Annotated in this window: 14 protein-coding genes; 6 read left to right on the top strand and 8 right to left on the bottom strand. The window is 71.9% G+C overall.

Going from position 1 to position 12,685, the window contains the following annotated elements:
• Positions 1–76 precede the first annotated feature (76 nt).
• Positions 77–1,324, top strand: a complete 1,248-nt coding sequence (locus JW592_RS03785; protein ID WP_209263393.1) for an MFS transporter — start codon at positions 77–79, stop codon at positions 1,322–1,324.
• A 33-nt stretch (positions 1,325–1,357) separates the two neighbouring features.
• Here the strand turns inward: JW592_RS03785 and JW592_RS03780 are convergent, their stop codons facing one another.
• Positions 1,358–1,603: a hypothetical protein gene (locus JW592_RS03780; RefSeq protein WP_209263392.1), complete on the bottom strand. Its 246-nt coding sequence runs from the start codon at positions 1,601–1,603 to the stop codon at positions 1,358–1,360.
• 144 nt (positions 1,604–1,747) lie between these two features.
• Here JW592_RS03780 and map point away from each other — a divergent pair, with 144 nt between their 5' ends.
• Positions 1,748–2,605, top strand: coding sequence for a type I methionyl aminopeptidase (map, locus tag JW592_RS03775; protein ID WP_209263391.1), 858 nt, complete (start codon positions 1,748–1,750; stop codon positions 2,603–2,605).
• 145 nt (positions 2,606–2,750) lie between these two features.
• Positions 2,751–3,449: a biliverdin-producing heme oxygenase gene (locus JW592_RS03770; protein ID WP_209263390.1), complete on the top strand. Its 699-nt coding sequence runs from the start codon at positions 2,751–2,753 to the stop codon at positions 3,447–3,449.
• Positions 3,450–3,576: 127 nt separating this feature from the next.
• Here the strand turns inward: JW592_RS03770 and JW592_RS03765 are convergent, their stop codons facing one another.
• Entirely contained in the window at positions 3,577–3,756 is a 180-nt protein-coding gene (locus JW592_RS03765) for a hypothetical protein (RefSeq protein WP_209263389.1), read from the bottom strand.
• Between the two features lie 235 nt (positions 3,757–3,991).
• Between JW592_RS03765 and JW592_RS03760 the strand changes: the two genes are divergently transcribed.
• A complete protein-coding gene (locus JW592_RS03760) occupies positions 3,992–5,185 on the top strand; it encodes an RtcB family protein (RefSeq protein ID WP_209263388.1) in 1,194 nt (397 codons plus the stop codon).
• A gap of 105 nt (positions 5,186–5,290) precedes the next feature.
• On the opposite strand, the gene JW592_RS03755 is transcribed toward JW592_RS03760, so the two are convergent.
• The 3 genes from JW592_RS03755 to JW592_RS03745 are packed head-to-tail and all read right to left on the bottom strand — an operon-like array spanning position 5,291 to position 7,460.
• Complete coding sequence (locus JW592_RS03755; RefSeq protein WP_229375099.1) at positions 5,291–5,863, bottom strand: TetR/AcrR family transcriptional regulator; 573 nt, start codon at positions 5,861–5,863, stop codon at positions 5,291–5,293.
• Between the two features lie 9 nt (positions 5,864–5,872).
• Entirely contained in the window at positions 5,873–7,252 is a 1,380-nt protein-coding gene (locus JW592_RS03750) for an amidase (RefSeq protein WP_209263387.1), read from the bottom strand.
• Positions 7,239–7,460 carry a hypothetical protein gene (locus JW592_RS03745; protein ID WP_209263386.1) on the bottom strand — a complete coding sequence of 74 codons (222 nt, stop codon included), beginning with the start codon at positions 7,458–7,460 and terminating at the stop codon, positions 7,239–7,241. Before JW592_RS03745 ends, JW592_RS03750 begins: the two co-directional genes overlap by 14 nt.
• A 70-nt stretch (positions 7,461–7,530) precedes the next feature.
• Between JW592_RS03745 and JW592_RS03740 the strand changes: the two genes are divergently transcribed.
• Positions 7,531–8,442 (top strand): MBL fold metallo-hydrolase, encoded by a 912-nt coding sequence (locus JW592_RS03740; protein ID WP_209263385.1) that lies wholly within the window; start codon positions 7,531–7,533, stop codon positions 8,440–8,442.
• Between the two features lie 9 nt (positions 8,443–8,451).
• Here the strand turns inward: JW592_RS03740 and JW592_RS03735 are convergent, their stop codons facing one another.
• Positions 8,452–8,814: a MerR family transcriptional regulator gene (locus JW592_RS03735; RefSeq protein WP_209263384.1), complete on the bottom strand. Its 363-nt coding sequence runs from the start codon at positions 8,812–8,814 to the stop codon at positions 8,452–8,454.
• Positions 8,815–8,897: 83 nt separating this feature from the next.
• Positions 8,898–9,671: an SDR family NAD(P)-dependent oxidoreductase gene (locus tag JW592_RS03730; RefSeq protein WP_209263383.1), complete on the bottom strand. Its 774-nt coding sequence runs from the start codon at positions 9,669–9,671 to the stop codon at positions 8,898–8,900.
• Positions 9,672–9,983: 312 nt separating this feature from the next.
• On the opposite strand from JW592_RS03730, the gene JW592_RS03725 reads away from it, so the two are divergent.
• Positions 9,984–11,534, top strand: a complete 1,551-nt coding sequence (locus tag JW592_RS03725) for a sugar transferase (protein WP_209263382.1) — start codon at positions 9,984–9,986, stop codon at positions 11,532–11,534.
• Positions 11,535–11,656: 122 nt separating this feature from the next.
• Here JW592_RS03725 and JW592_RS03720 read toward each other — a convergent pair whose 3' ends face one another.
• Entirely contained in the window at positions 11,657–12,640 is a 984-nt protein-coding gene (locus JW592_RS03720; RefSeq protein ID WP_209263381.1) for a GDP-L-fucose synthase family protein, read from the bottom strand.
• Positions 12,641–12,685 lie beyond the last annotated feature (45 nt).

Here is a 12,685-nt window from a genome sequence, read left to right as displayed (position 1 = left end):
CGGGGAGGGCCGAGCCGGGGCCCGGGGACCGAAATCCGGTTGCCGTCCTCCGGGGGCGGCGGAAGGATGCCCCCTCGTGCTTCCGGACCTCTCCCCCTGGCGGGAATCACGCGACTTCCGCACTCTGTGGACCGCGGGACTGATCACCACCTTCGGCAGCTTCCTCACCTTCGTGGCGCTGCCCCTCCAGGTCAAGGAACTGACCGGCTCGGCGGCCGCCGTGGGCGCGCTGGGGGCCGTGGAGCTGGTGCCGATGATCGTCTTCGGGCTCTACGGCGGGGCGCTCGCCGACGCCTTCGACCGGCGCACCCTGATCCTGGGCAGCGAGGCCGCGCTGAGCGTGGTGGCGCTGGGTCTGCTGCTCAACACGCTGCTGCCGCACCCGATGGTGTGGCCGCTCTACCTCGCCGCGGCACTCAGCAGCGCCCTGAGCGGTATCCAGCAGCCCGCGCTGGCCGCGGTGCTGCCGAGGATCGTCGAGCACCGGCACCTGAGTGCCGCTGCGGCGCTCAACTCGCTGCGCTGGCAGGTGGGCGGCGTGGCCGGACCAGCGCTCGCGGGCTTCCTGATCGCCTACGCGGGGCTGGAGACCGCCTACGCGCTCGACCTGGCCACCTATGTGCTCTCGCTGCTGCTGGCGGTGCGGCTCGCGCCCTCGCCGCCCGCGCACGACGCGGCGAAACCCTCACTGCGCGGCATCTGGGAGGGTGCGCGGTACGCGATCGGCCGCAAGGACCTGCTGGGCACCTACGCGGTGGATGTCGTGGCGATGCTGTTCGCGTTCCCGCTCGCCCTCTTCCCCTTCCTGGCCGACCAGTTGGAGGCCCAGTGGTCGCTGGGGCTGATGTATGCGGCGCTGCCGTTCGGCTCGATGCTGGTGAGCGCCACCAGCGGCTGGACCTCGGGGGTGCACCGGCACGGACTGGCGGTGCTGCTGGCCGCCGCGGGCTGGGGCGCCGCGATGACGGTGGCCGGGGTGGTGGGGAACGTGTGGCTGGTGCTGTTCTTCCTCGTGCTGTCCGGAGCCTTCGACATGATCAGCGGGATCTTCCGATCCACGATGTGGAACCAGACCATCCCGGACGAGCTGCGCGGCAGGCTGGCCGGGATCGAGCTGCTGTCCTTCTCGGCCGGGCCGCAGCTGGGACAGGTCCGCTCGGGATCGGTGGCCTCGCTCACCTCCGTCCGTACCTCCGTGTGGTCGGGCGGCCTGGCGTGTGTGGCGTGCGTGGCGCTGCTGGCGGCGGCCCTGCCGAAGCTGCTGGCGTACGACGCGCGCACCAGCGAGCACGCGCGTGCGGTGCGGGAGGCCAGGGAGGGGTAGCCGGCCCCCCGCGCCCGGCCCGCCGCAGGCGGGTCAGTCGCCGCTCGCGGCGGTGGTACCGCCCCCGGGGTCGCCGCGCTCATGCCAGCGCGGATCGTTCTCCCACTCGGAGGTGCGCTCCCGCGCCGTCTCCAGCGCCCGGGCCGCCTCCTCGCGGCTGGCGTAGGGGCCCATCCGGTTCTTGCCCGCCGACTGGGGGCCCTCCTCCACGGTGCCCGTCTCGACGTTGAAGAACCACTCTCCGGGTTTGCCGACCGTCTTGCGCTTGAACAGAGCCATACGGACATCGTCCCGCACCGGTCCACCGGACGCAGCCCCGCGGAGGGCCCGCGAAGTGCCCTCGCGAGAGTGCCCGGCGGAGCGTCACCGCGAAGGGTCCCCGCGGCCGGAGGGGAGCCCGGGGCCCGGATTAGACTCGCAGACATGTCTGGCCAGTCACTCCTCGTCCCCGGCACGATCTCCCCGCCGCGCGCCGTGCCCGCCTCGATCCCGCGCCCCGAGTACGTCGGCAAGCCCGCGCCCACCCCGTACGAGGGGCCCGAGGTGCAGGACGCCGAAACGATCGAGAAGATGCGCGTCGCCGGGCGGATCGCCGCGCGCGCCATGGAAGAGGCCGCAGGGCACATCGCCCCCGGCGTCACCACCGACAAGCTGGACGAGGTGGCGCACCAGTACATGATCGACCACGGTGCCTACCCCTCCACGCTGGGCTACCGCGAGTTCCCCAAGTCGCTGTGCACCTCCGTCAACGAGGTGATCTGCCACGGCATCCCCGACTCCACGGTGCTGCGCGACGGCGACATCGTGAACCTGGACGTGACGGCGTACATCGACGGCGTGCACGGCGACAACAACGCCACCTATCTGTGCGGGGACGTGGACGAGGAGTCACGGCTGCTGGTGGAGCGGACGCGCGAGGCGCTGAACCGCGCGATCAAGGCCGTCAAGCCGGGCCGGCAGCTCAACATCGTCGGCCGCGTGATCGAGTCGTACGCGAAACGATTCGGCTACGGCGTGGTGCGCGACTTCACCGGGCACGGCATCAACACCTCGTTCCACTCCGGGCTGATCGTTCCGCACTACGACGACCCGCGTGCCACCACCGTGATGAAGCCGGGGATGACCTTCACCATCGAGCCGATGCTGACGCTGGGCACCTACGAGTGGGACATGTGGGAGGACGGCTGGACGGTCGTCACCAAGGACCGCAAGCGCACCGCGCAGTTCGAGCACACGCTGGTGGTGACGGACAGCGGCGCCGAGATCCTGACGCTTCCCTAGCGGCTCGGCGCTTCCCCAGCGGCTCAGCGGGGTACGGGTTTTCCGACAGGGTGTCGGCAAATGCTTGACTTAGGTAAGCCTAAGTAGCAGGATCGCACCGTGTCGGAGCCCCGCACGCCCCTGTCGTCCACCCTGGGAGCCAGTCTTGCCGTCTGCCGCATCCCCCTCGCAGGACACCTCGACGGACCACACCACGGCCTTCTCCATACTGATCCGCACCGCGTCGCACCAGCAGCACACCGAGGCCGAGAACTCCTCCTTCATGAGCGAGATGCTCGGCGGCAGGCTCGGGGTGGAGGCATACACCCGCTACACCGAGCAGCTCTGGTTCATCTACAGCGCGCTCGAAGGGGCCGCCGACGACCTGGCACCCGACCCGGTGGCCGGCCCCTTCGTCCGCGGCGAGCTCTTCCGGCTGCCCGCGCTGGAGCAAGACCTCGCACACCTGCACGGCGGCTCGGCCGACTGGCGCGCAGGCGTCGCGCCCCTGCCCGCCACGGCCGCATACGCGGACCGGATCGCCGAGGTCGCCCGCACCTGGCCCGGCGGCTATGTCGCCCACCACTACACCCGCTACCTCGGCGACCTCTCCGGCGGCCAGGTCATCCGCGGCACCGCCGAGAAGACCTGGGGCTTCACCCGCAAGGGAGACGGCGTCCGGTTCTACGTCTTCGACGCCATCGACAATCCCGCCGCCTTCAAACGCGAGTACCGCGCCCTGCTGGACGCGCTCCCCTGCGACGAGCTGGAAAAGCGCCGCATCGTGGAAGAGTGCAAGCACGCTTTCGCTTTGAACACAGCCGTCTTCCAAGAACTGGGCGCCCATTTCCGCCTGACCGCCTGAGGCCCGCTCTTCCCCGGAGAGGGCGGCCCTCGGTGAGGCGTGCAGCTTGCCCAGGCGCAGGTCGCGGAGCTGGGCCACCGACATCTTCTCCGTTTCGGCCATGTCCTCGTCTCCCCCCGTTGGCCGCCTACTTGATCCGGTCGTCGAGCGTCGCGATGGACGACATGGCCGTGGTGATGTCGTCTTCGTCCTTGCCGTGGGCCGCGCGGGTGTAGTCGAGGTGGTTGGAGATCTGGCCACAGGCGTCCTCGACCGTCTTGAGCTTGGTGTCCCAGGCGTCGCACAGCTCACTGAGGGCCTGGCCCATGTCGCAGCCGTCGTGCGAGAGCGATCCGGCCGCCTCGTAGGACGCGGTGCGCGCGCTTTCCGTCGACGGTGAGCCGGTGGCGCAGGCCGGAGGCCGCCCGGCAGAAAATCCTTTGCCGTCACGGGTGCCGGGCGGCCCACAATGACGTGCGGGGAAGCCCGGTGACAGGGGGGCGGACTTCCCTTCTCATCGCCTCGATTTCATCGACGTTCCGTTACGGGGGAGTTGAACGACCATGGCTCATGTGGAGATGCCCGGCGCCCGGGTGCCGATCCGGATGTGGGCGGACCCGGGCACTGTGGAGGACGCGGCGCTGCGGCAGCTCCAGAACGTCGCGACGCTGCCCTGGATCAAGGGCCTCGCGGTGATGCCCGACGTGCACTACGGGAAGGGCGCGACGGTCGGCTCCGTGATCGCGATGCACGGTGCGGTCTGCCCGGCGGCCGTGGGCGTGGACATCGGGTGCGGGATGTCGGCGGTGCGTACGTCGCTGACGGCGAGCCAGCTGCCCGGCGACCTGTCCCGGCTCCGGTCGCGGATCGAGCAGGCCATCCCGGTGGGGCGCGGGATGCACGACGAGCCGGTGGAGCCGGGCGCTGTGCACGGGCTGCCGACCTCGGGCTGGGACGACTTCTGGGCGCGCTTCGGCGGTGTCGCCGAGTCGGTGCGGTTCCGGCAGGAGCGGGCCACCAAGCAGATGGGCACGCTGGGCGGGGGCAACCACTTCATCGAGGTGTGCCTGGACACCACGGACCGGGTGTGGCTGATGCTGCACTCCGGTTCGCGGAACATCGGCAAGGAGCTCGCGGACTTCCACATCGGCGAGGCGCAGAAGCTGCCGCACAACCAGGGCCTGGTCGACCGGGACCTGGCCGTCTTCGTCAAGGACACCCCGCAGATGGCGGCCTACCGGCACGACCTGTTCTGGGCGCAGGAGTACGCCAAGTACAACCGGGCGCTGATGATGGGGCTGCTCAAGGACGTGGTGCGCAAGGAGTTCAAGAAGGCGAAGCCGGTCTTCGAGGAGACCATCTCCTGCCACCACAACTATGTGGCGGAGGAGCGGTACGACGGCCTGGACCTGCTCGTCACCCGCAAGGGCGCGATCCGCGCGGGCAGCGGCGAGTTCGGGATCATCCCGGGCTCGATGGGCACCGGCTCGTACATCGTCAAGGGTCTGGGCAACGCGGCCTCGTTCAACTCCGCCTCGCACGGCGCCGGCCGGCGGATGAGCCGGAACGCGGCGAAGCGTCGCTTCACCGAGCGGGATCTCGCGGAGCAGACGCGCGGGGTGGAGTGCCGTAAGGACGCGGGTGTGGTGGACGAGATTCCGGGCGCCTACAAGCCGATCGAGCGCGTCATCGAGGCGCAGCGCGACCTGGTCGAGGTCGTCGCCAAGCTGCGGCAGGTGGTGTGTGTCAAGGGCTGACCGGTCGTGCGCGTGATGGGCCGACCGGTGCCCGGCGGCCGGAGCGGGGCCCCTGGATACGGGGGATACGGGGGCCGCATCGGGGGTGGCCGGCGAGGAGGTGACTCATCGCCGGTCCCGCTCCGGCGTCAGGCAGTCCGCCACCAGGCGGCGCGCGTAGTCGGCGTCGAGCCCGCCGGGCCTGAAGAGGATGCGGTACATCATGGGTGCCACGACGCGGTCGAGCACCGTCTCCGCGTCGGGCACCCGCTGCTCGCCGCGGTCGGCCGCGCGCCGGAGCACGGTGCCGATCTGTTCCGCGGCGTAGGCGGAGCACTGCCCGGCGTTGGCTCCCTCCGGGTCGCCGAGCAGGGCGTCCCGGATGTAGGCGCGGCCGGAGGGTGAGGCCATCTCGTCCAGGAACTGTTCGGCCCACACGGTCAGGTCGGCCGCCAGCTCCCCGGTGTCCTCGGGTTCGGCCTCCGGGCGCAGGTGCTCGACGGCGACGTCCGAGAGCAGTTCCCGCAGGTCACCCCAGCGCCGGTAGACGGTGGACGGGGTGACCCCGGCGCGGGAGGCGATCAGCGGGACGGTCAGCGCCTCCCGGCCCACCTCGGCTTCGAGCTCGTGCACGGCGGCGTGCACGGCCTGCTGCACCCGGGCGCTGCGCCCACCGGGGCGCGCCATTGTTCTGGCCATGGCTCCATGCTAATGCGAAATCATTGCGTCAGCGCTGCCCGGTACCGGAGCGAGGAGACGGGGCGGCTGGGTCCGCTCCAAGGCGCGGCCGGCCCTCAGGAGCACCGCCTCGTCCAGCGGCCGTCCCATCAGCTGCATACCGATCGGCATACCGGCCCGGTCGTGGCCGACCGGGAGGGACAGGGCCGGCACTCCGGTGATGTCGGCGGGCGCACAGAGGCGTACATAGGCGTCGGAGACGCTCTCGACCGTGCCGTCGGGCCAGCTGAGGGTGGGCCGGTCGGCCTGGGCGGCCGTGGTGGGAACGGTCGGCGCCGCGATGACGTCGACCTGCTCCAGCATCTCCAGCCAGCTCCGCCGCATCAGGGTGCGGGCCCGCTGGGCGCGCAGATAGTCCCCCGCGGGCAGCAGCTCACCGGCTTCGAGGAGGATGCGTACGTCCGCCGCGTAGCGCTCGGGCACCGACCTGAGTGTCCGTTCGTGGTAAGCCGTGGCCTCGGGGACCATCAGGCCCCACTGGACGGCCTGGATGTAGCGGGTCATGGGGATCTCGACGTCGACGAGGTGCGCGCCGAGCGCTTCGAGCCGGGCGATCGCCTGCCGGACCGCCGCCTCGACGTCGGGGTCGACATGGTCGAAGTAGTAGTTGGCCGGTACGCCGACGCGCAGCCCGGTCAGGTCCGCGTCGCCGGTTTCTCCGGCTGCGTGTCCGGTCAGGACGGCGAGGACGGGCGCGATGTCCTGCACGGTGCGGGCGAGCGGGCCGACGTGGTCGAGGGACCAGGACAAGGAGGTCACGCCGTGCCGGGGGACGAGGTCGTAGGTCGGCTTGAGGCCGACGACACCGTTCAGCGCGGCGGGCACCCGGATCGATCCGCCGGTGTCGGTGCCCAGCGCGAAGGTGGCGGCGCCGGCCGCCACGGCGACGGCCGATCCGCCGCTCGACCCTCCGGCGACGCGCCCGGGGTCCCAGGCGTTCCTGGTCTGAGGTGTGGTGAGGCCGTAGGCGAATTCGTGCGTGTGGGTCTTGCCCAGCAGCGCGGCACCGGCCGCCGTCAGGCGTGCGGCGACCGTGCTGTCGGTGCGGGCCCGGTGGCTTTCGCGCACCCGGGAGCTGGCGGTGGTCGCCACACCGGCCACGTCGATCATGTCCTTCAGCCCCATGGGGATGCCGTGCAGGGGCCCGGCGGCGTGGCCGGCGGCCAGCTCACGCTCGGCCCGGCGCGCCGAGCGGCGTGCGTGCTCGGCCGTCACCGTGACATAGGCCCGCAGGTGGGGTTCGGTCTGCTCGATCCGGTCGAGCACCGAGTCGACCAGTTCGACGGGTGACATCCGCCGGGCCCGTATCTCCTGCGCCGCCGCGGTCAGCGAGAGCTCATACGGCTGCATCGCCCGCCTCCTTCCCTGCCGAGTCGTCCGCACGGTAGGCAGCCGCGGGTGGTGTGTCGCCGAAGTCCAGCTCGCGGAGGACGGAGACGACGGAGTGGATGTGGTCGGCGGTGGCCGCGACCTCTGCGTGGCGGTCGGCGGGCAGCGGAAGGCCGGTACGGGCGGCCCACCTGGCCGCTTCGGGCGGTGTGAGTCCGGCGACTGTCATGAGCACTCTCTCCGGTAGGGCAAAAGCTATTCTTTTGCGTTAGCTGCACCGTAAGAGCTACGGTGACTTAATGCAAACCGTTAGCTTTAGCTCTCCGGAAGTAGCCCCCTCCTGGACCGTGGGAGACCTCACGGTCCACCGCGTGGACGAGGTGTCCCTGCCGGCGCCGACGGGGCGTTGGCTGCTGCCCGGTGCCACAGCCGACGTCGTCGCCCGGCACGGCTGGCTGCGGCCCGACTTCGCCGACCAGGACGGCACACTCCGGCTGGCCAGCCACAGCTTCGCGTTCTCGGCCGGCGGACTGCGGGTCGTCGTCGACACCGGCATCGGCAACGGCAAGCCGCGGGCGAACCCCGCCTGGCACGACCTGCGCACCGACTACCTGGAGCGCCTGACAGCGGCCGGATTCCCCCCGGAGTCGGTCGACCTGGTGATCCTCACCCATCTGCACACCGACCACGTCGGCTGGAACACCCGCGCGACAGCCGACGGCTGGGTCCCCACCTTCCCCAACGCCCGCTATCTGACCTCACGGACCGAGCGGGAGTTCTGGGCCGGGTACGCCATGGACGAGGCACGGGCGCAGATGTTCCGCGACTCCGTCCACCCGGTCGAAGGCGCCGGACTGCTCGACCTCGTCCACCTCCCGGCCGAGGGCCGTCAGGTCGCCGACGGCCTGCGCCTGCTCCCCACCCCCGGGCACACCCCGGGTCACCTCGCGGTCGAGCTGACCAGCCGCGGCTACCGGGCGCTGATCACGGGCGACTGCGTCCACCACCCGGTCCAGCTGCCCGAGCCCGGCATCGGCAGCTGCGTCGACATCGACCCCGGGCAGTCGGAGGCCACCCGGCGCAGCCTGTTCGCCTCGCTCGCCGACACCGGGACGCTGGTGCTGGGCACGCACTTCCCGCCGCCCACCGCCGGCCACATCCACGTCCGAGCCGACGGCGGCTACGGGCTGGCTCCGGTTCCCCCGGCCTGAGCGGTGCCCTCAGGCGACGGTCCGCACCGTCGCTCCCCGCAGGGCGTGCCGCAGCCGGTCGCGGAGCTCGGTCTGGGCCGCGATCCGCGCCTCCAGGACGGCGAGCCGCTCCTCCGCGATGCGCAGGCCCTCGGGCGAGGGCTGGACGGTGGTCATGTCGCCGTCCAGACAGGGGGCGAAGAAGCCGACGTCCTCCAGGGTCAGCCCGGCGTCGAGGAGGTAGCGGATGTTGCGGACCCGCACCTCGGCGCCCGCGTCGTAGACGCGGTATCCGTTGGGCGCCCGCTCGGAGGTGAGCAGCCCGGCCTGCTCGTAGTGCCTCAGCGCCCGCGCCGTCGTCCCCGTACGCCGTGCCAGCTCCCCGATCTGCATGCTGCCACCACCTCCCGGAGGGAGTGATACCACGACAACGGTCCGCACGGTCCGTGCGGACCTCACCGCGGGCACGGAGCCCCTCACGCCACCACCGCGCCGCCGTCCACCGGCAGCACGGCGCCGGTGACGAACGACGCCTCGGGCGCGGCCAGCTGGACGATGGCCCAGGCCACCTCCTCGGGCCTGCCGACGCGGCCGAGCGGGGTGTGGGCGATCTGCCAATCGCGGACCGACCGGAGCTGCTCGGGGGTGAGTCCGCGGTGCTCCCCGATGGGAGTGTCCACGGCACCCGGTGCGACGGCGGCCACCCGCACCCCGTGCGGCGCGAGCTCCACTGCCCAGCTCCTGGTGAGGAGTTCGAGGGCCGTCTTGCTCGCGGCGTAGAGGGAGTTGCCCGGCCAGGCACGCCGGCCGACGGAGGTGGAGACGTTGACGACCACGCCGCCCGCCGGGGCCTCCTGCAAGGCCGTGAGCGCGGCCTGGGTCAGCAGGACGGGAGCGGTCAGGTTGGTGGCGAGCTGGGCCTCGATCCCCGCCCGGGTGTAGTCGCCCAGGGTTTCGCCGCCGACCACGCCGGCGTTGTTGACGAGGACGTCGAGCCGTCCGGTCGCCTCCAGCGCGGCAACCACGATGCGCTCGGGTGCGTCCTCTTCGGTGACATCGGCCGGGTACGGGGTGATGGTGCCGGGCCCCGGCCGGGCTGCGGTCTCCTCCAGCGGCGCCGCGCGCCGGCCGACGGCGAGCACATGCGCTCCGCGTGCCGCGAAGGCCCGCGCGGTGGCACGGCCGATCCCGGTTCCGGCACCGGTGACGACGACGGTACGGGGCTGGGGCGGGGTGATGTTCTCGTTCATGCCCGCATCCTCGAACCCTGCCGTCTGCGTCAAGGTCAAGCCCGCGCAGGAAGCACGCGCAGGGAGCCCGCGCAGGGCGGCGGCCCGGACGGGGACGGCACCGTTCTCCGGTGGGGATGCTGCGCGGCGAATCACCCGGAATATACGCGCACTGCCCGACAACCCCCACCACACTCTCCGCACTTCTCATGCGGAAGTGAACACTTGGGCACGCAGAGTGCTCATATGACTTAAGGTCTGGGAAGTCGGCGCATCCCCACAAAGGGGGCGGGATCGGTGCGCCGTGGGGGTTCCGCGTACCTGGGGGGGTTCATGCGGCGCGACTCTGCGTTCGTGTCCGAGGTGGGGAGGCCGGCCGAGCCGGCAACGGGGAGAGGCAACAGGGGTGAGGTGCCGGGACGGTCCGGCACGCGCCCCGCCGACAAGGACACGTCCGGCTGGCACCGGCCTGCCGACAAGGACAAGTCCGGCTGGTACCGGCCCGTGGCGCTGGCCGTGGACATTCTCGGCGTCGCACTTCCGGTGGCGTTCTTCTACCACCGGGCCGGGCAGCCGCACGCCGCCGCTGCCACCGTGACGGCCACCCTGGCGTGGTCAGGGATCATGGTCGTACACCAGCGGTACGGGCAGCGCTGGCTCGGTGAGACGCGCGGGGTGCTCAACACCCTGCGGGACTGGCTGACGCTTCTCGGGATGCTGGCCGTCGTCCGGGTTCTGACAGGCGAGAACTCGCCGCCCGCCCTCGCGCTGCTGGCGCTCGCTCCGGCGCCGCTGCTCACCGCGTCCTGCCGGTCGCTGACCTACCGCCATCTGGCGGGACAGCGCCGCGAGGCCCACGCCGTACGGCGGGCGCTGGTCGTCGGCGAGGGCACCGCCGTCGACGGGGTCGTGGAGCAACTGGCCAGCCGTACCGACCATCCGTACGTCGTCATCGGTGCCGTCGCGGTCGGCCCGACGGCCAACAGCAGCGGAGTCCCGGGGGCCGGGCGGCTCGACGCAGCGCCGCTGGGACCGGAGAGCGGTGGCGCGGACGGCACCGCCGTCGTGGCGGCGGCGCGACAGCACGGCGCCGACACCGTACTGGTGGCCCCCGGCTCGCTGCTGTGCGGGGAGCGGCTGCGCGCGCTGACCTGGGCCGTGCACGACGCGGGGCTGCCACTGGTGATCGCCTCCGGGCTGGCCGAGGTCGCACTGCGCCGGGTCCGCCCGTCCACCGCCGCCGGGCTGCATCTGCTCCATGTGGACCCGCCGGTACGGCGCGGCCCGCAGCTCGTTCTCAAATCGCTGCTCGACCGGGCGGGCGCCGCGCTGGGACTGCTCCTGCTCGCACCGCTGTTCGGGATCATCGCGCTGGTGATACGGCTCGACTCGGCCGGGCCCGCGCTCTACCGGCAGACCCGCATAGGCCACCGCGGGACACCCTTCACCATGTGGAAGTTCCGCTCCATGGCCGTGGACGCCGACCGGCTGCGGCCCCAGCTCGCCGCCGCGAACGAGGTGGACGGCCCGCTGTTCAAGATGCGGGCCGACCCGCGGATCACCCGGGTGGGGCGCGTACTGCGCCGCACCTCCCTCGACGAGCTGCCGCAGTTGGTCAACGTGGTGCGCGGCGAGATGTCGCTGGTGGGACCGCGGCCCCCGCTGCCCGAAGAGGTCACAGCGTACGGCTCCGCGGCGCTGCGGCGGCTGCTGGTCAAGCCGGGGCTGACCGGGCCGTGGCAGGTCAGCGGGCGCTCGGACCTGTCATGGGACGAGAGCCTGGCCCTCGACCTGCGCTACGCGGACAACTGGTCCCTGACCATGGATCTGGACCTGCTGGCCCGCACGGTGCGGGCTGTCGTCGACGGCCGGGGGGCGTACTGATGGGTGCGGCGGGTGCGAGGTGCCGCCTGTCGCCCGGGAGGGACGGCCCCTTCGGGCGCGTCGCGGGCTGCGGGTGTGCGGAGGCCGAGCGCGCAGCTCCCCGCGCCCTTTCGGGGCGCCCCTTACGACGACGTCAGCCACCACTCGTACGTCGAGCGGATGCCCTCCCGCAGGGGGATCTCCGTGTGGAAGCCCAGCTTCGACAGCCGCGAGACGTCCAGCAGTTTGCGCGGGGTGCCGTCCGGGCGGCTGGTGTCCCACTCGATACGCCCGCCGTAACCGACGACCTCCCGCACCGTTGCGGCGAGCTCGGCGATCGTCAGGTCCTCGCCGCAGCCCACGTTGACCGGCGCGGAATCGTCGTACGCGCGCAGCAACAGCACGCACGCCCGTGCCAGATCGTCGACGTGCAGGAACTCGCGGCGCGGGGTACCGCTCCCCCACAGCACGACTCGCTCCGCGTCGTCCTGCTTGGCCTCATGGAAGCGGCGGACGAGCGCGGGCAGGACGTGCGAGGTCTCCAGGTCGAAGTTGTCGCGGGGGCCGTAGAGATTGGTGGGCATGGCGGAGATGTAGGAGGCGCCGTACTGCTCGCGGTACGCGCGGATCTGGGTGATGCCCGCGATCTTCGCCAGCGCGTACGGCTCGTTCGTCGGCTCCAGGGCACCGGTGAGCAGCGCGTCTTCGGTGATCGGCTGCGGCGCGTGCTTGGGGTAGATGCACGACGAGCCCAGAAACAGCAGCCGGGGCACGCCCGCCGCGTACGCGCCGGCTATGACGCTGAGCTGGATGCGGAGATTGTCCTCCAGGAACGGCACGGGCTGCGTCTTGTTCGCCATGATGCCGCCGACCTTGGCAGCGGCCAGCACCACCGCGTCCGGCCGCACCTCCCGCAGCCAGCCGGCGGTGCGCTCCGCGTCGCGCAGGTCGAGCGCCGTGCGGTCCCGGGTCAGCACCTGATACCCCTCCGCGGTCAGCCGGCGCGCCACGGCCGAGCCCACCAGCCCGCGGTGGCCGGCGACGAAGACCCGTGCTCCGGGCGGCAGCAGGGTGCGGTCGGCGGCGGGGGCGGGCTCGGGCCCGGCTGTGTGCGGCTTCGGCGTCATGCTGCGGGATTCTGCCAGCAGCACCTCCCATTAGGGGAGGTAGCC

This window comes from Streptomyces spirodelae, assembly GCF_017676385.1.
Lineage (GTDB): Bacteria > Actinomycetota > Actinomycetes > Streptomycetales > Streptomycetaceae > Streptomyces > Streptomyces spirodelae.
This window is presented reverse-complemented; position numbering and strand designations above follow the sequence as displayed.